This window comes from Nonomuraea phyllanthi (genome assembly GCF_006334985.2).
Classification (GTDB): domain Bacteria; phylum Actinomycetota; class Actinomycetes; order Streptosporangiales; family Streptosporangiaceae; genus Nonomuraea; species Nonomuraea phyllanthi.
The window spans coordinates 301,602-317,685 of the sequence record NZ_VDLX02000004.1; the positions used below are offsets into that span (position 1 = coordinate 301,602).

The window sequence follows — 16,084 nt, forward strand, 5'->3', positions numbered from 1 at the left end:
ACACGTGCCCGCTCCGGACGTCGAAGGGCTGTTCGCGAAGGCCGGTTGCGTGGGGTGGCTGTGCGTTCTGGACGTCGCCGGCTGCTGTTCGCCGACGAGAGCGAGGCCTCTGTACGCGACCTGGCCGCCATGATGCTGACGATCAGCGACAACACGGCCACCGACCTGCTGGCCGCGCGCGCCGGCCTCGATCGGGTGGCCGCCACCCTGGCGGAGCTGGGGCTGGCCGGCACCGTGATCCCGTGCACGCTGCGGGAGATGCTCGACGCCGTCGGCCGGGAGGCCGGCCTGGCCGGCTGGGCGGAGCTGGCGGCGGCCCCGGACATGGGGGAGCGGCTGCGCGGCCCGCTGCGGGCGATCCACACCATCAGGACGACGCCCGCCGACATGGCCCGGCTGTTGCGGCTGATCTGGCGCGGCGAGGCCGGGCCCGAGGAGGCGTGCGCCGCGGTGCGCGAGCTGATGGCCCGTCAGGTGACCAGGCAGCGGCTGGCCATGGGGTTCCCGCACGACGTGCGGGTGGCGGCCAAGAGCGGGAGCCTGTTCGGGGTCGTGCGCAACGAGATCGGGGTCGTGCGCCTGCCGGACGGGCGGCGGTACGCGGCGGCGGTCTTCACCCGGGCCGAGCGGCCCTACGTCAACGAGCACGCGATCAACGCGGCCATCGGGGCCGCCGCGGCGGCGGCCGTCCAGGCGCTGCGGGGTGAGTGCTGACAAAAATTGAAATCTGTCATTCCAATGTGCATACTGGTCATATGAGAACTCTGGGAACCGGCGGCCCGGTCGTGTCCGACCTCGGGCTGGGGTGCATGGGGATGTCCGACCTGTACGGTCCGGCCGACGAGGCCGAGTCCGTCGCCACGATCCACGCCGCCCTCGACGCCGGTGTCACGCTGCTCGACACCGGTGACTTCTACGGCATGGGCCACAACGAGCTGCTCATCCGCGAGGCGCTCAGGACCCGCTCGCGCGACGACGTGACGATCAGCGTGAAGTTCGGGGCGCAGCGCGACCACGACGGGGCCTGGCTCGGCACCGACGGCCGCCCCGCCGCCGTCAAGACCTCGCTCGCCTACACGCTGCGCCGCCTCGGCACCGACCACATCGACGTCTACCGCCTCTCGCGGGTCGACCCCGCCGTGCCGATCGAGGAGACCGTCGGCGCCATCGCCGAGGAGATCGGCAAGGGCCACGTCCGCCACGTCGGGCTGTCCGAGGCCGGCGCGGAGACCATCCGCCGGGCGCACGCCGTCCACCCGATCGCCGACGTGCAGCTCGAATACTCCCTGCTGTCCAGGGGGATCGAGCGGGAGATCCTGCCCGCCTGCCGCGAGCTGGGGATCGGGGTGACCGCGTACGGAGTGCTGTCCCGGGGGCTGCTCAGCGGCCACTGGTCCAAGGACCGCGAGCTGGGCCAGAACGACTTCCGCGCCGTCAGCCCGCGCTTCTCCGGCGGCAACCTCGCGCACAACCTGTCACTGGTCGACGCCCTGCGCGCGCCGGCCGAGGCCAAGGGCGTCACGGTCGCGCAGCTGGCCATCGCCTGGGTGCTGGCCAGGGGCGTCGACATCGTGCCGCTCGTCGGGGCGCGGCGGCGCGAGCGGCTGGCCGAGGCGCTCGGAGCCCTGGACGTCACGCTGACTTCCGAGGACCTGGCCGCCATCGAGGCGGCCGTCCCGGAGGGGGCGGCCGCGGGCGCGCGCTACGGCGAGGCGCAGCTCGCCCTGCTCGACAGCGAGCGCTAGCGGAGTGCCGCCGGATGGGCCGGCGGCGTGCCGGCGGGCAGCTGCGCGGCGCCGGCCGGGATGGAGCGCGGCGCCGGCGGGTCGCCGGCCGGCGGTGGAGCGAGGCGCTGGGGGCAGGAACGGGGCGCGGGCGCCGGAAGGCGGCGAACGCGGTCCTTGCCGTGATGTGACGGCGCTAAGGTGGCGCGCGTGCATATCGAGGAGTGGTTGCAGGCGATCCCGGCCGGATGGCTCTACGCCGCGGTCGCGGTGGTGATCGGGCTGGAGAGCCTCGGCATCCCGCTGCCCGGCGAGATCGTCCTGGTCAGCGCCGCGATCCTGGCCGCCAAAGGGGTCGCGCACCCGCTCTGGGTCGGGGTGTGCGCGAGCGCCGGCGCCATCGTGGGCGACTCCATCGGCTACACGATCGGGCGCAAGGGCGGCGCGCCGCTGTTCGCGCGGCTCGCCCGGCGCTTCCCCAAGCACTTCGGCCCCAGCCACGTGGCCAAGGCCGAGGGCTACTTCCACCGGTTCGGCGTGTGGGCGGTCTTCGTCGGCCGCTTCATCGCGCTGCTGCGCATCCTCGCCGGACCGCTGGCGGGGGCGCTGCGCATGCCGTACTGGAAGTTCGCCGCCGCCAACGTGCTCGGCGGGATCGTGTGGGCGGGCGGCACCACCACCGTGGTCTTCTACCTCGGGCTCGTCGCCGAGAAATGGCTGAAGGGCTTCTCCTGGGTGGGGCTCGTGGTGGCCGTGGTGATCGGCATCTGCACCACGCTCTACCTCAAGAGGCGGGCCGGGTTAGCGCTCGATGAGGGTGACCTCTAGGGAGTAGTGCGAGGCCCGGTAGACGTGCGAGCCGTGCTCGACGGCCCTGCCCTGGTCGTCGTACGTCGTGCGGATCATGGTGAGCAGCGGCGCGCCGCGCCGCTCGATCAGCAGCCGGGCCTCGGCCTGGGTCGCCGCCCGCGCGCCGATGCGCTGGTTGGCCACCCGCATCCGCACGCCCGCCCCGCGCAACAGCTCGTACAGGCCGCGGCTCTCCAGATCAGCGCTCTTCAGCGCGGCCAGGCCGAGCGGCAGCCAGTTGTGCAGCACCGCCAGCGGTTCCCCGGCCGCGAACCGGAGCCGCTCGAGATAGAGGATCTCGCTGCCCGGCTCCACGCCCAGGATGCGGGCGATATCCTCCTCGGCCGGGCGCGGCTCCAGGGCCAGCACCTGCGTGGCCGGCTCCTGGCCCGCCCTGCGCAGGTCGTCGTAGAGGCTCGTCAGCTCCACCGAGCGCTTGACCTGCCCGTGCACGACCTGCGTGCCGACGCCGCGCTTGCGCACCAGCAGGCCCTTGTCCACGAGATACTGGATGGCCTGGCGGATCGTGGGCCGCGACAGGCCGAGCTTGTCGGCCAGCAGGATCTCGTTGTCCAGCCGGGCGCCGGGCGCCAGGTCCCCTCGCCGGATCGCCTCGGCGATCTGCTCGGCGACCTGGAAATAGAGCGGCACGGGGCTGGATCGATCCAGGTCGATGGCCAGGTTCGCGGTCATGCTGATCAGCTTAACCGAGGTCAGAATGTCCTGACAAATGCTCGGGCAGCGAGCGGGCATAGGGGGTCGTGAGGGCACGAACCCGCGCTGGAGACCTCCATGGACGTGACGCACCTGCTCGACATCGCCACCGAGGCGGCCAGGGCCACCGGGCCGCGGCTGCGCGAGGCCTTCCGGTCCCGGCCCGGCGTGACGACCAAACACGACTTCCACGACCCCGTGACCCAGCACGACCGGGCCGCCGAGGAGACCATCCGCGCGGTCATCACCGCCCGCCGGCCCGAGAGCGCGATCGTCGGCGAGGAGGGCGGCACGACCGGCTCAGGCGACCTCGTGTGGTACGTCGACCCCATCGACGGCACCGCCAACTTCGCCGCCGGGATGCCGTTCTTCTGCGTCTCCATCGCCGCGGCCGTGCGCGGCGAGCTCGTGGCGGGCGTGATCTACGACCCGGTGCGCGAGGACGAGTTCAGCGCCTCCGGAGACGGCGCCTGGTGCAACGGCACGCCGCTGCGCAGCGTCGGCGCCTCCGGCGACCGCGAGGCCATGTTGCTGTCGAGCTACCCGACCGCGATGGACGTGGAAGCGGACGGCGACGCGGCGCTGCGGCGCTACGGGCGCTTCCTGACCTCGTTCTCCGCCGTGCGCCGGCCCGGCAGCGCGGCGCTCAAGCTCGCGTACGTGGCGGCCGGATGGGCGGACGCCGCGTACGGCACCCAGGCCAACCCGTGGGACGTGGCGGCGGGAGCGCTGCTGGTGCGCCGGGCGGGCGGCGTCTATCTCGGCGACCCGCTGGCCAAGGGGGATTACCTGGCGCACGTGCGCGGCTTCGACCTGAACGGCTCGGCCCTGGCCGAGGTCGCGCCCCACTGACTCACTTGGCGCTGCTCCGGCGCCCGTTTCGTCCGGCTCGGTGGGTGGCCGGGAGATGCCATCCGCACCCCCAGGGTTGTGCGGCGGCTCGGCTCAGCTCGGGCGGAGGAGAGGGGTCAGCTCCGACAGCGAGGTGACGCGCGGGAAGCCGGCGGGCGGGCGTTCCAGGCCGAGCCGGTCGAGCCAGACCGACCGCATCCCGGTCGCCGCCGGTCCTGTCACGTCCTTGTCCACGTCGTCGCCCACCAGCACCACCTCCTCCGGCGCGAGCCCGAGCGCCGCGGCGGCGCCCGTGTACGCGGCGGGCGACGGTTTGAAGTGGCCGCCCAGCACCTCGCCGGTCAGCACCGGACCCACCAGGCCGTCCAGCCCGATCGCACGGACCTTGGCCTCCTGCATCCGCTGCGCCCCGTTCGTCAGCACTCCGAGCGTGAACCCCTCCAGCTCCGCGATCGCCCGGGCCGCGTCCGGGTAGGCCGTCCAGCCCGCCCGGTAGTGCCCGGCGAAGACGGCGTACGCCGCGTCCAGATCGTCCGGCGCCGGCACGGCCAGCTCCTCGCACAGGGCGCGCAGGCGGCGGCGCCGCTGCTCCTCCACCGTGCACTCGCCCGCCTGCCACATCGCCAGGTACGGCCCCTCCAGCTCGGCCCAGAGCGCGGCCACCTCGTCCAGGCGCGCGTGGCCGGGGCAGTGCGCCGACACCCACGCCACGATCGCCGCGTCGGCCGCGCCCCGGTGGTCCAGCAGCGTGCCGTCCAGGTCGAACAGGACACCCTTGACGCCGGACAGGTACCGGACGGCGGCCGCCGCCCCGCCCTCACGCGCGCTCACGACCGGCCTCCCGTACACGCGGGACCGGGGACGAGATACACGGTCCCGTCGGGTGATGCCGTCCTATCGGGCGATGCCGTCCTGCCGTGCGACCGGTCGATGCCGTGCTGCCGGGTGCCGCGGTGCTTCCGGCTGGTGCGGTGCTGCCGGGCGACGCCGCTTCTCCACTCCGGGCCTCCTCCTCGTAGAGCCAGGTGGTTCTGCCGTGGAGGCCCAAGGGGCGGCGGTGGGATGCCGGCGGGTTCATGGCGACGACTCCTGTGGTCGGTGTGGTCAGGGGACCGGGTCAGTGGTGCTTGCGGTGTTCCCCGGCGCGCCGTACGTGGTCGATCATGACACGCTCCGCCGCGTCGGCGTCCCCCGACTCCAGCGCGGCCAGGATGCTCTCGTGCGCGTCGAGCTGCGCCTTCACCTGCGTCTCGTCCAGCCACAGCGACGCCTCGGGCGGCACGGGGAAGTTCTCGCGCACCGACCGGGCGTGCGCGCCCAGGAAGGCGGGGCCGCCGATGTCGACGATGCGCAGGTGGAAGCGGCTGCTCTGCGCCGCGAGCCGGTCGAGCCTGCCGTGCGCGGCGTCGCCGGCCATCGCGGCGTGCAGGTCGCGCAGCGAGGCCAGCTCCTCGGAGGTGATCCGGGCCGCCGCGAGCCGGGCGCCGAGGCCCTCGACCACCGCGCGCAGCCCGTAGTACTCGGCCAGGGCCTCGTCGCCCAGGTCCACCACGGTGGCGCCGTGGTGCGCCTCGTAGCTGATCAGCCGGTCCTTCTCCAGCCTGCGCAGCGCCTCGCGTACGGGCGTGACCGAGACGCCCAGCCGGCGGGCCACCTCCCCGGCCCGCAGCGCGGTGCCGCCGGGGATCCGCGCGGTGCGGATCTCGTCGAGCAGCACGCTGTAGACGTAGTCGGCCTTGCTCATGGGCGGCCGCGGCTCCGTGGGCGACATATCGGCAAGTGTCCCTTAAATCGGTGCATCAGGTTGACCTATGACATATTTCTTATAAGTTACATACCCATGACGAGCCTCGCCGACCTGCGGGTCATCGACGCGGCGACCCTGTTCGCCGGCCCCTCCGCCGCGATGATGCTGGGCGACTTCGGCGCCGACGTGATCAAGATCGAGCACCCGAGGCGCGGCGACCCCTCGCGCGGGCACGGCGCGTCAGTCGACGGCGTGGGCCTGTGGTGGAAGACGCTCTCGCGCAACAAGCGCACCGCGGCCGTGGACCTGTCCCGCCCCGAGGGCCAGGAGATCCTGCGCCGCCTGGCCGAGCGTTCCGACGTGCTCGTCGAGAACTTCCGCCCCGGCACCCTGGAGCGCTGGAACCTGGCCCCGGAGAAGCTGCTGGAGCTCAACCCGAGGCTGATCGTGGCACGGATGACCGGGTTCGGGCAGGTCGGGCCGATGGCCGGGCAGCCGGGGTTCGGGACGCTGGCCGAGGCCATGAGCGGGTTCGCGGCCATGACGGGCCAGCCCGACGGCCCGCCCACGCTGCCGCCGCTGGCCCTGGCCGACGGCATCGCGGGCCTGGCCATGTCGTACGCGATCATGGTGGCCCTGCGCGCCCGCGAGCGGAGCGGGCGCGGGCAGGTCATCGACCTGGCGATCATCGAGCCGATCCTGGGCCTGCTGGGGCCGCAGATGAGCGCGTACAAGGCCCTGGGGGTGGTGCCGCGGCGCACCGGCAACCGGTCCAGCAGCAACGCGCCGCGCAACACGTACCGGACGCGTGACGGGCGGTGGCTGGCGATCTCCACCAGCGCCCAGCCCATCGCCGAGCGCGTGGTCACCCTGGTGGGGAGGCCGGACCTGGTGGAGCAGCCGTGGTTCGCCACCGGGCACGGGCGGGTGCGGCACGTGGACGAGCTGGACGAGGCGGTCGCCTCGTGGATCGCCGAGCGGGACGCCGCCGAGGTCATCGCCCGCTTCGAGGAGGCGCAGGCCGCCGTCGCGCCCATCTACGACGTCACCGACATCGCCGAGGACCCGCAGTACGCGGCGCTGGGGACGTTCGTGGAGGTGCCGGACGAGGAGCTCGGCTCGGTCACCATGCAGAACGTCCTCTTCCGCCTGTCCGACACACCCGGCGAGATCCGCTGGCCGGGGCGGCCGCTCGGCCACGACACCGACGAGGTGCTCGGCGAGCTGGACTACCCGGCCGAGCGCGTCGAGGCTCTCCGCGCGGACGGGGTGATCGCGTGAGCACGCCGTACGCCCCGCTGACCTGGCTGTACGTGCCAGGCGACCGGCCCGAGCGCTTCCCCAAGGCGGTCGCCTCCGGGGCGGACGTGGTCATCATCGACCTGGAGGACGCCGTCGCGCCCGCCCGCAAGGACGAGGCCCGCGCCAACGCCGTCGCCTACCTGAGCGGCGCCAGGGACGCCGGGGTCGCCGTGCACGTACGGGTCAACGACCTGGCCACGGGCCGCGGGCGGGCCGACCTCGCGGCCGTCGGGGACCTCGCCGACGGCGTGCGGCTGCCCAAGGTCGAGTCCGCCGCCGTGCTCGACGCGGTCACCGGCGCCCCGGCGTACGCGCTGCTCGAGTCGGCCGCCGGCGTCCTGGCGGCGCGGGAGATCGCGGCCCACCCCAAGGTCGCCGGCGTCGCGCTCGGCGAGCAGGACCTCGCCGCCGAGCTGGCCGTCACCGACGGGCGCGCCCTGGACCACCTCAGGCTCCAGGTCGTCCTCGCCGCCGCCGCGGCGCACCTGCCGCCGGTGCCCATGTCGGTCTTCCCGGACGTCAAGGACGAGGCCGGACTGCTGGCCTCCTGCCTGGCGGGCCGCGCGCTCGGCCTGTTCGGCAGGGCCGCGATCCACCCCCGGCAGATCCCCGTGATCAGGCGCGCCTTCCGGCCCGGCGAGGAGGAGACGGCCAGGGCCGCCGAGATCGTCGAGGCGGCCGAACGGGCCGAGCGGTCGGGCACGGGCGCCGTCGCGCTGCCCGACGGCCGGTTCGTGGACGCCCCCATCGTCGCCAGGGCCCGCCGCACCCTGACCCTGGCCGAGCGGCTCGCGGACGCCTAGCAGGCCGCCGTCCTAGGACGCCGGTCGCCAGCGGGCCGACAGGTCCTCGTCCGTGGGCGGGTGGGAGGGCAGCTCGCGGTGGCCCGGCGGCACCCGCAGCGCGTCCATCGCGAGCGCCAGATAGCGGTGGCGCAGCTCGGAGGTGCGCTCCTCGCCGCCCAGCTTGATCGAGGCCAGCTGCTCGAACAGCAGGGCGATGTCCGCCGGCGTCACGTCCGGCCGCAGCACGCCCGCCGCCACCGCCCGGTGGTGGACCTCGGTCGCCAGCTCGCTCGCCCTGGCGGAGTCGCGGCCCAGCTCCTCCGTCGGCGTGAACGTGCCGGCCAGCTTGATCGTCAGCGAGCTGGTGTCGCCGTCCACGATGCCGCGCAGGTATCCGGCGAACGCCTCCCACGGGTCGCCGTCGTCGGCCAGCGCCCGCTCGGTGATCTCGATGTAGAGCTTCAGCCCGTCGCCGCAGAGCTTCTGCAGCAGCGCCTCCTTGCTGGGGTAGCGGCGGTAGAGCGCGCTGATGCCGACGCCCGCCCGCTCGGCCACGGCGGCGATCGGGGCGCCGGGGTCGGCGGTGAAGACGGCCCTGGCCGCCCGCAGGATCAACTCGTCGTTACGGGCCGCCTGTGCCTTGCGGCCGCTCATGGGTGCGCTCGTCATGCTCCGCAGTATAGGGGAACGTACGATTCCGTTCTACGGTCGCGTAAAGTCCGCATGTCTATACATAGAGATCATATTGGGGTACAACCGGGGCGAGCCCGTTGGTCTTGGAGGTGTCCTGTGAGACGTACCCCGATCGTGCTGGCCCTGCTCGGCGCGCTGGCCCTGACCGGCTGCTCCTCCTCAGGAGGACAGAGCGCGCAGAGCGCGCAGAGCGTTCCCGAGAGCTCGGCGGCGTCCTCGGGCGCGACCTACGCCGTCATCACCCACGCGGCCCCCGGCGACTCCTTCTGGGACGTGGTCAAGAACGGCGCGGAGGCCGCCGGCAAGGAGTACGGGGTGACGGTCACCTACCAGGGCGACGGCGACCCCGCCAAGCAGTCGCAGCTCATCGACCAGGCCGTCTCCCAGAAGGTGGACGGCCTCGTGGTCTCCATGGCCAACCCCGACGCGCTGAAGGAGGCCATCGGCAAGGCCGTCGCGGCGAAGATCCCCGTCGTCACCATCAACTCGGGCGCCGACTCCTCCAAGGCGTTCGGCGCCATCACCCACGTCGGCCAGTCGGAGGACGTGGCCGGGCAGGGCGCGGGCGAGCAGCTCAAGGCCGCCGGCGTCACCAAGCTGCTGTGCGTCATCCACGAGGCCGGCAACGTCGGCCTCGACCAGCGCTGCAAGGGCGCCGAGCAGACGCTGGGCGGCACCGTCGAGCGCCTGCAGGTGGACGTGAGCAACCTGGCCGACGTCACCTCCAAGATCACCGCCAAGCTGCAGTCGGACCAGCAGGTCAACGGCGTGCTCGCGCTCAACCCGGCCATCGCGGTCGCCGCCAGGGACGCCATCAGGGACTCCGGGTCGCAGGCCAAGCTCGCGACGTTCGACCTGTCGGGCGACGTGGTGGCCGCGATCAAGGACGGGGAGATCCTGTTCGCCGTGGACCAGCAGCAGTACCTGCAGGGCTACCTCCCGATCACGTTCCTCGACCTCTACAGGAAGAACCTCAACACCGTCGGCGGCGGCCTGCCGGTCAACACCGGGCCCGGATTCGTGACCAAGGACAACGCCGAGCAGGTGGCCAAGCTGGCCGAGGCGGGCACGCGATGACGATCGCGGCCGACGAGCGGGTCGCCCGCGTCGGGCTCGCGCGCCGCCTGCTGATCAGGCCGGAGCTCGGCGCGGTGGTCGGGCTCGTCGTGGTGTTCTCGTTCTTCGCCGCCCAGTCGCCGGTGTTCCGCTCGCCGTCCGGCATCGCCAACTGGCTCGACCCGGCCGCCACGCTCGGCATCATGGCGGTCGCGGTCGCGCTGCTGATGATCGGCGGCGAGTTCGACCTGTCCGCCGGCGTGCTGACCGGCACGAGCGGGCTCATCCTCGTCACGCTGGCCACCCGCTTCGGGTTCAACGTCTGGCTCGCCATGCTGGCGGGGCTGGTCGTGGCGCTGGGCGTCGGGCTGGCCAATGGCCTGATCGTCACCAGGACCAGGCTGCCCAGCTTCATCGTCACGCTCGGCACGTTCCTCATGCTCCAGGGCGTCAACCTCGGCGTCACCAAGGCCATCACCGGCACCGTGCAGGTCAGCGGGCTGCGCACGGCCTCGGGCTTCGAGGGCGCCAGCGCGCTGCTCGCCGGGACCGTGGAGGTGGGCGGGACGTCGTTCCGGGTGGCGATCCTGTGGTGGATCCTCGTGACCGCTGTGGCCACCTGGGTGCTCATGCGCTCCAAGGCCGGCAACTGGATCTTCGCGGTGGGCGGCGACGAGCAGGCCGCCCGCGCGGTCGGCGTGCCGGCCGCCCGTACGAAGATCGCGCTGTTCATGACGACGGCGTTCGCGGCCTGGCTGGTCGGCTCGATCCTCGCGCTGCGCTACACGTCCGTGCAGGCCAACATCGGCATCGGGCAGGAGTTCATCTACATCATCGCCGCCGTCATCGGCGGCTGCCTGCTCACCGGCGGGTACGGCTCCGCGATCGGCGCGGCCATCGGCGCGGTCATCTTCGGCATGGCCGACAAGGGGATCGTGTTCCTGGGCTGGGACGCCGACTGGTTCAAGTTCTTCCTGGGCGCGATGCTGCTGCTCGCGACGCTGGCCAACCGCCTGGTCCGGCGGTACGCCGAGGAGGTGCGGCATTGATCCTCGAGACCAGGGGCATCGGCAAGAGGTTCGGCTCGGTGCTGGCGCTGCGCGACGTGTCCATGGGCGTGCGCGCCGGCGAGGTGACCTGCGTGCTCGGCGACAACGGCGCCGGCAAGTCCACGCTCATCAAGATCCTCGCCGGGGTGCACCAGCACGACGCGGGCACGCTGCTGGTGGACGGCCGGGAGGTGCGCCTCACCGGCCCCCGCGACGCGCTCGACCGCGGCATCGCCACCGTCTACCAGGACCTGGCGATGATCCCGCTCATGTCGGTCTGGCGGAACTTCTTCCTCGGCTCCGAGCCGCGCAAGGGCCTGGCCTTCGACGTGGCCAGGGCGCGGCGCGTGGCGCGCGAGGAGCTGAAGGCCATGGGCATCGACATCCGCGACGTGGACCAGCCGGTCGGCACGCTGTCCGGCGGCGAGCGGCAGTCGGTGGCCATCGCCAGGGCCGTGCACTTCGGCGCCCGCGTCCTCATCCTCGACGAGCCCACCTCGGCGCTCGGGGTCAAGCAGGCCGGGGTGGTGCTGCGCTACATCGCCAGGGCCCGTGACCGGGGGCTCGGCGTGGTCTTCATCACCCACAACCCCCACCACGCCTACCCGGTGGGCGACCGGTTCCTGCTGCTCAACCGGGGCGCAGGGATGGGCGAGTACGGCAAGGCCGACATCACCCCGCAGGAGCTGACCTCGCTCATGTCGGGCGGCGCGGAGCTGGAGGAGCTGGCGCACGAGCTGCGGAGGGAATGACCCGGCTGTTGGCGGAAATTTGACGATTTCGGGCGGTGCTCTGGAGGCGCGAAAAGGCACAAATCTCTCGGCGTGACCTACACCCCGGGGGTGCACCGTGACCACGATGATCAGCAGGCGGGTGGTGCTGGAGCAGGCGGCTCAGGACTTCGCCGACGCCACCGCCGAGCGGCCGTACATCTACGAGCTGCCGCCCGAGCAGGCCCGCGACGTGCTGGAGAAACTCCAGTCCGGCCCCGGCGTGCCCAGGCCGGACATCGACGAGGAGTGGATCCAGGTGCGGGGCGGCCCGACCGGCGTCGTGCCGGTGCGCGTCGTCCGCCCCAGGGGTGTCACGGAAACCCTGCCGGTCATCCTCTACCTCCACGGCGGCGGCTGGGTGCTCGGCTCGGCCCACACCCACGACCGGCTGGTGCGCGAGCTCGCCGTGGGCTGCCGGGCGGCCGTGGTCTTCCCCGAGTACGACCGCGCCCCCGAGGCCAGGTATCCCACCCAGCTGGACCAGATCTACGCCGCCGCCCAGTGGGTGATGGAGCACGGCGGGGAGAAACGCCTGGACCCTACACGAACCGCCGTCTGCGGGGACTCCGTCGGCGGCAACATGGCGACCGTGCTGGCCATGATGGCCCGGGAGCGCGGCGACGTACGGCTGCGCGGCCAGTGCATGTTCTACCCCGTCACCGACGCCGCCCTCGACACCGAGTCGTACAAGCAGTTCGCCACCGGCTACTACCTGCACCGCGACGGCATGAAGTGGTTCTGGGACCAGTACGCCTCCGACCCGTCCCGGCGGACCCAGAGCCACGCCTCGCCGCTCCGGGCCAGGACGGAGGAGCTGCGCGGCCTGCCGCCGGCCCTGATCGTCACGGGCGAGGCGGACGTGCTGCGCGACGAGGGGGAGATGTACGCGGCGCGCCTGCGCGAGCTGGGCAACGACGTCACGGCTGTGCGGATGGCCGGCATGGTCCACGACTTCGTCATGATCGACCGGCTGCGCGACACGAACTCCTGCCGGGCCGCGATGGAGCTGGCCACGACGACGCTGCGGCGGTGGATCGCTCCTTGATCCACGCGACCGCGGCGGTGCCTCCCGGACCCTTATTACCCGTCGGCCGCAGGGCGGGCCGCACAGGCGGTGCGGCCCGCCCGTGCGGCGTGCACAGGGACGCCGCACGGGCACGGCTCTATCGTTCCGCCGCACCCGCACTTCCAGCTCGCCCCCCACCGAGGAGCACTCCATGACCGCCATCGGCTCGCCGGCGATCCCCATCGGCGCGGCGTTCGACCGCATGCCGTTCACCCGCAGGCACGTGCTGATCGCGCTGGCGCTGTTCATCGCGTTCGTCATCGAGTCGTGGGAGCAGCTGGCCCTCGTCTACGTCTCCGGCGACCTCGGCGGCGCGTTCGGGATCGACGAGGCGGGCGTCGGCGTCGTGCTGTCGGCGGTCGCGTTCGGCATGATCCCCGGCGTGCTGGTGTGGGGGCCGGTGGCCGACCGGGTGGGGCGCCGGCCGGTGGCGTTCTGGTCGCTGCTGGCGTACGGGGTGTTCGCGCTCGCCTCGGCCTTCTCGCCCGGCGTCGAGGCGCTGGTGGCGCTGCGCGTCGCCTCCGGGCTGGCGCTGGCCGGCGTCTACACGATCACCTTCCCCTTCTTCCTGGAGCTGCTGCCCACGCACCTGCGCGGCCGGGCGGCCGTCTACCTGTCGATCGGGTGGCCGATCGGCATGCTGGCCGCCATCGGGGCGTCGGTGACGCTGGGCGACCTCGGCTGGCACGTCGTCGTGATCGCCAGCGCGGCGGCGGGGCTGTGGGCGTTCGCGGTGCGGGCGTGGGTGCCGGAGTCGCCGTACTGGCTGGCCGCCCGGGGCAGGCAGGAGGAGGCCCGCGCGGTGCTGCGCGCCCTGCGCAGCCCGGACGCCGAGGCCACCTTCACGGTGGCGGCCACCCGCGCCGGGCGGCCGCTCGACCTGTTCCGCGGCGGGCTCGCCCGGATCACCGTGGTCATGCTGCTGCTCAACTTCGTCTTCAACTGGGGCTACTGGGGCCTGCAGACGTGGCTGCCGACGCTGCTGCAGCAGAAGGGGCTGACGCTGTCGGCCTCGCTCGGGTTCGCGGCGCTGAGCGCCCTCATGATGATCCCCGGGTACGTCAGCGCCTCCTTCCTGACCGGCCGCTTCGGCCGCAAGAAGGTGTTCCTGGTCTACGTCGTGGCGGCGGCGCTCGGCGGCCTCTGGTTCGCCACCGCCTCCTCGGCCGCCGGCCTCTACCTCGGCAACTTCGTGCTGTCGTTCTTCAGCCTCGGCGCCTGGGGCGTCTGGAACACCTGGAACGGCGAGTTCTACCCGACCGCCCTGCGCGGCACCGGCTACTCCTGGGCCACGGCCGCGCAGCTCGTCGCCACCACCGTGGCGCCGGCCGCCGTCGGCGCGCTGCTGGCCCACGCGACCGGCTTCACCGCCACGATGCTCGTCATCAACGCGTTCATGGTGGTCACGGCGCTGCTGGCCGTGCCGCTGCCCGAGACGGAAGGGCGCGAACTGGAGTGATCCTCGGCGTCGCCCTCGTCCGGCCCACCCCGGTGCTGGTGGCCGTGGGGGACGGCGTGCCCGAATGGCCGGTCGGCCGCGCCGCCGCCCGCTCGGCCCGCCGGGCGTGCGTGGCGGTGGACCTGTCCGGCCTGCCCACGGCGCCCGTGGCCGCCATCCGGGTGGGCGGGCCGTGCCCCGAGGTGCTGCGCCCGCGCGTCGGCTCCGGCGCGGCCACCATCGTGCGCGGCGGCCACAGCCTGACCGGGCGCGCGCTCGCGCCGCTGGACACCGAGGCGGTACGGCGCTTCGCCGCCGGCTGCGGGCTGGCCGACTTCGCCGTGACCGCGACCGGGTCGCCCATGCTGGCCGACCACGAGCTGGCCGTGGCCGCGATCGTCTCCGCCGAGGTGCCGGGGGCGCGGATCACGCTGTCGTACGAGTTCGGCACTCCGGGCCTGCGCGAACGGGAGGAGAGCGCGATCCGCAACGCCGCGCTCGGTGCAGAGGCCGGTCGGATCGTGGACGAGGCCGCCCGCGAGCTGCCCGGCGTTCCGGTGTACTTCGCCAGGACGGGCAGCGGGGTGGTGTCGGCGAGCTACTTCCGGCGCTACCCGCTGACCTGCGACCTCGGCGGGGCGGCGAGCCTCGCGCGCGGGCGGGTGGCGCTGCCGGGCGTGCCCCACGAGGTGGCGGCGGCCTACGGGGCGGCGATCGGGCGGCCGGAGGCGCGGGTGGAGCGGATCGTGCAGGCCCGGGGGCGGGCCGAGCTGGACCGGGTGCTCCAGGACGCCCGGGACGAGGCGCTCACCCGCGTGGTCAGCGCCGGCGCCCTGCCCGGCTCGGCCCGGATCGCCGAGACCACGGTGAACCCGCTGTCGTACCTGCCGGACGGTCTCTACCGCGTCCGGGTGACGGCGGAGGGGACGGTGCCGTGACCGCGCGGGCGAAGGACCGCCGCGGGACCGGCCGGGAGAACGGGCGCGGCTGTGGGAGGGCGCGTGGGACGGGTCATCGACCGGGACGAGCTGGGACGGCTCTCGGCCGGGTCGCGGGTGTTCGCGATCGGGACCGAGGAGTCGGCGTACCGCCTCACCCTCGACTGGGCGCACTCGGTGATCGGATCGGGCGTCGAGCTGGTGACGGCCGGGGAGGCGGACCCGGGCACGCTGTGCGTGTCCATCACCCTGGTCGGGTCCACGACCGCGCTGGGCGAGCAGCTGCCGGCGGGAGACGAGCCGGCGCGGGCCGTACGGGCGCTGGAGCGCAGGCTGGGGGAGCGGGCCGGCGCGGTGGTGGCGCTCAACCTCGCGGCCGAGAACGCCCTGGTCCCGCTCATCGCGGCGGCCCAGCTGGGGGTGCCGCTGATCGACGGCGACGGCACCGGACGGGTGTTCCCGCTGGTCGAGCAGACGACGTACGCGCTGGGCGGGCTGAGCCCGGCCCCGCTGGCACTCGCGGGCGGATCCGGCGAGCTGGTGCTGCTGGAGACCCCCGGCGACCGGGTGGAGGAGCTGCTGCGGCCCGTGGTGCTGTCGTTCGGCGGGTGGGGGGTGGCCGCCTGCTACCCGATGACGGCGGGCGAGCTGGCCCGGGTGGTGGTGCCGGGCACCGTGAGCCTGCTCCTGCGGGCCGGCGCGCCGGGCGCGCCCCGCTCGGCCGCGGCGCCGTACGGCGTGCGCACGCTGTGCAGGGGGCGGATCCTGGCGGTGGAGGGCAGCACGGGGCACGGCGCCGACCTCGCGCTGCCGTCGCTGCCGTCGAGCATCGTCGTGCAGGAGTCGGCGGGGCTGCGGCGGCTGGTACGGCTGGAGGCGCACAACGAGATCGTGCTCGCCCTGGCCGACGGGGCGCCGGTCGCGATGGCGCCGGACCAGATCTGCATGATCTCCACGGAGGGCGGGATGGTGGTGGACGTCGACAAGGCCGAGCCCGGCCTGGAGGTCGAGGTCATGGTGGTCAGGGCCGCGCCGGTGTGGCACACCGACCGCGGCCAGGCGCTGGGCGGGCTGCGCGCCTTCGGGCTGCCGCTGTGA

Annotated in this window: 17 protein-coding genes; 13 read left to right on the top strand and 4 right to left on the bottom strand. The window is 73.4% G+C overall.

Translation table 11 applies throughout. The annotated features are described in order from the left end of the window. Window positions 1–60: 60 nt before the first annotated feature. The 3 genes from FH608_RS12870 (at window position 61) to FH608_RS12880 (ending at window position 2,552) form a co-directional block, all read left to right on the top strand. Window positions 61–714 carry a serine hydrolase gene (locus tag FH608_RS12870; RefSeq protein WP_193318378.1) on the top strand — a complete coding sequence of 218 codons (654 nt, stop codon included), beginning with the start codon at window positions 61–63 and terminating at the stop codon, window positions 712–714. A gap of 41 nt (window positions 715–755) precedes the next feature. Continuing rightward, window positions 756–1,745: an aldo/keto reductase gene (locus FH608_RS12875; RefSeq protein ID WP_139630696.1), complete on the top strand. Its 990-nt coding sequence runs from the start codon at window positions 756–758 to the stop codon at window positions 1,743–1,745. A 189-nt stretch (window positions 1,746–1,934) separates the two neighbouring features. Next, window positions 1,935–2,552 (top strand): DedA family protein, encoded by a 618-nt coding sequence (locus tag FH608_RS12880; RefSeq protein WP_139630697.1) that lies wholly within the window; start codon window positions 1,935–1,937, stop codon window positions 2,550–2,552. Here the strand turns inward: FH608_RS12880 and FH608_RS12885 are convergent. Further along, the gene (locus FH608_RS12885; RefSeq protein ID WP_139630698.1) at window positions 2,526–3,266 is read right to left on the bottom strand and encodes a GntR family transcriptional regulator; all 741 of its coding nucleotides are present in this window, start codon (window positions 3,264–3,266) and stop codon (window positions 2,526–2,528) included. The two genes, FH608_RS12880 and FH608_RS12885, sit on opposite strands and share 27 nt — an antisense overlap. Window positions 3,267–3,365: 99 nt before the next feature. Between FH608_RS12885 and FH608_RS12890 the strand changes: the two genes are divergently transcribed. After that, on the top strand, window positions 3,366–4,139 hold the full coding sequence (locus FH608_RS12890; protein ID WP_139630699.1) for an inositol monophosphatase family protein: 774 nt from the start codon (window positions 3,366–3,368) through the stop codon (window positions 4,137–4,139). 93 nt (window positions 4,140–4,232) lie between these two features. Here FH608_RS12890 and FH608_RS12895 read toward each other — a convergent pair whose 3' ends face one another. Next, window positions 4,233–4,970 (bottom strand): HAD family hydrolase, encoded by a 738-nt coding sequence (locus FH608_RS12895; protein ID WP_193318379.1) that lies wholly within the window; start codon window positions 4,968–4,970, stop codon window positions 4,233–4,235. A 286-nt stretch (window positions 4,971–5,256) separates the two neighbouring features. Then, on the bottom strand, window positions 5,257–5,910 hold the full coding sequence (locus FH608_RS12900; protein WP_226899405.1) for a GntR family transcriptional regulator: 654 nt from the start codon (window positions 5,908–5,910) through the stop codon (window positions 5,257–5,259). Window positions 5,911–5,979: 69 nt separating this feature from the next. On the opposite strand from FH608_RS12900, the gene FH608_RS12905 reads away from it, so the two are divergent. Both FH608_RS12905 and FH608_RS12910 read left to right on the top strand, forming a co-directional pair. Then, window positions 5,980–7,167, top strand: coding sequence for a CaiB/BaiF CoA transferase family protein (locus tag FH608_RS12905; protein ID WP_139630702.1), 1,188 nt, complete (start codon window positions 5,980–5,982; stop codon window positions 7,165–7,167). Further along, window positions 7,164–7,991 (top strand): HpcH/HpaI aldolase/citrate lyase family protein, encoded by an 828-nt coding sequence (locus tag FH608_RS12910; RefSeq protein ID WP_139630703.1) that lies wholly within the window; start codon window positions 7,164–7,166, stop codon window positions 7,989–7,991. The genes FH608_RS12905 and FH608_RS12910 overlap by 4 nt, the downstream gene beginning before the upstream one ends. Window positions 7,992–8,003: 12 nt before the next feature. Here FH608_RS12910 and FH608_RS12915 read toward each other — a convergent pair whose 3' ends face one another. Beyond that, window positions 8,004–8,642 carry a TetR/AcrR family transcriptional regulator gene (locus tag FH608_RS12915; protein WP_226899407.1) on the bottom strand — a complete coding sequence of 213 codons (639 nt, stop codon included), beginning with the start codon at window positions 8,640–8,642 and terminating at the stop codon, window positions 8,004–8,006. 120 nt (window positions 8,643–8,762) lie between these two features. Here FH608_RS12915 and FH608_RS12920 point away from each other — a divergent pair, with 120 nt between their 5' ends. From FH608_RS12920 to FH608_RS12950, 7 genes are all read left to right on the top strand, one after another. Next, complete coding sequence (locus FH608_RS12920) at window positions 8,763–9,743, top strand: sugar ABC transporter substrate-binding protein (protein ID WP_139630704.1); 981 nt, start codon at window positions 8,763–8,765, stop codon at window positions 9,741–9,743. Continuing rightward, the gene (locus FH608_RS12925) at window positions 9,740–10,771 is read left to right on the top strand and encodes an ABC transporter permease (RefSeq protein ID WP_139630705.1); all 1,032 of its coding nucleotides are present in this window, start codon (window positions 9,740–9,742) and stop codon (window positions 10,769–10,771) included. Before FH608_RS12920 ends, FH608_RS12925 begins: the two co-directional genes overlap by 4 nt. Beyond that, the gene (locus FH608_RS12930) at window positions 10,768–11,523 is read left to right on the top strand and encodes an ATP-binding cassette domain-containing protein (RefSeq protein ID WP_139630706.1); all 756 of its coding nucleotides are present in this window, start codon (window positions 10,768–10,770) and stop codon (window positions 11,521–11,523) included. Before FH608_RS12925 ends, FH608_RS12930 begins: the two co-directional genes overlap by 4 nt. Window positions 11,524–11,629: 106 nt before the next feature. Next, complete coding sequence (locus FH608_RS12935; protein WP_139630976.1) at window positions 11,630–12,589, top strand: alpha/beta hydrolase; 960 nt, start codon at window positions 11,630–11,632, stop codon at window positions 12,587–12,589. A gap of 172 nt (window positions 12,590–12,761) precedes the next feature. Further along, a complete protein-coding gene (locus tag FH608_RS12940) occupies window positions 12,762–14,069 on the top strand; it encodes an MFS transporter (RefSeq protein WP_139630707.1) in 1,308 nt (435 codons plus the stop codon). Then, window positions 14,066–14,986: a hypothetical protein gene (locus FH608_RS12945; RefSeq protein WP_139630708.1), complete on the top strand. Its 921-nt coding sequence runs from the start codon at window positions 14,066–14,068 to the stop codon at window positions 14,984–14,986. Before FH608_RS12940 ends, FH608_RS12945 begins: the two co-directional genes overlap by 4 nt. A gap of 63 nt (window positions 14,987–15,049) precedes the next feature. Further along, the gene (locus FH608_RS12950) at window positions 15,050–16,084 is read left to right on the top strand and encodes a DUF917 domain-containing protein (RefSeq protein WP_193318381.1); all 1,035 of its coding nucleotides are present in this window, start codon (window positions 15,050–15,052) and stop codon (window positions 16,082–16,084) included.

Bases quoted from the DNA above. Each gene is read 5' to 3' on its own strand.
- FH608_RS12925 (WP_139630705.1), top strand. From the start codon at position 9,740: ATGACGATCGCGGCCGACGAGCGGGTCGCCCGCGTCGGGCTCGCGCGC.
- FH608_RS12900 (WP_226899405.1), bottom strand. From the start codon at position 5,910: ATGTCGCCCACGGAGCCGCGGCCGCCCATGAGCAAGGCCGACTACGTC.
- FH608_RS12885 (WP_139630698.1), bottom strand. From the start codon at position 3,266: ATGACCGCGAACCTGGCCATCGACCTGGATCGATCCAGCCCCGTGCCG.
- FH608_RS12875 (WP_139630696.1), top strand. From the start codon at position 756: ATGAGAACTCTGGGAACCGGCGGCCCGGTCGTGTCCGACCTCGGGCTG.
- FH608_RS12940 (WP_139630707.1), top strand. From the start codon at position 12,762: ATGACCGCCATCGGCTCGCCGGCGATCCCCATCGGCGCGGCGTTCGAC.
- FH608_RS12890 (WP_139630699.1), top strand. From the start codon at position 3,366: ATGGACGTGACGCACCTGCTCGACATCGCCACCGAGGCGGCCAGGGCC.
- FH608_RS12935 (WP_139630976.1), top strand. From the start codon at position 11,630: ATGATCAGCAGGCGGGTGGTGCTGGAGCAGGCGGCTCAGGACTTCGCC.
- FH608_RS12915 (WP_226899407.1), bottom strand. From the start codon at position 8,642: ATGACGAGCGCACCCATGAGCGGCCGCAAGGCACAGGCGGCCCGTAAC.
- FH608_RS12905 (WP_139630702.1), top strand. From the start codon at position 5,980: ATGACGAGCCTCGCCGACCTGCGGGTCATCGACGCGGCGACCCTGTTC.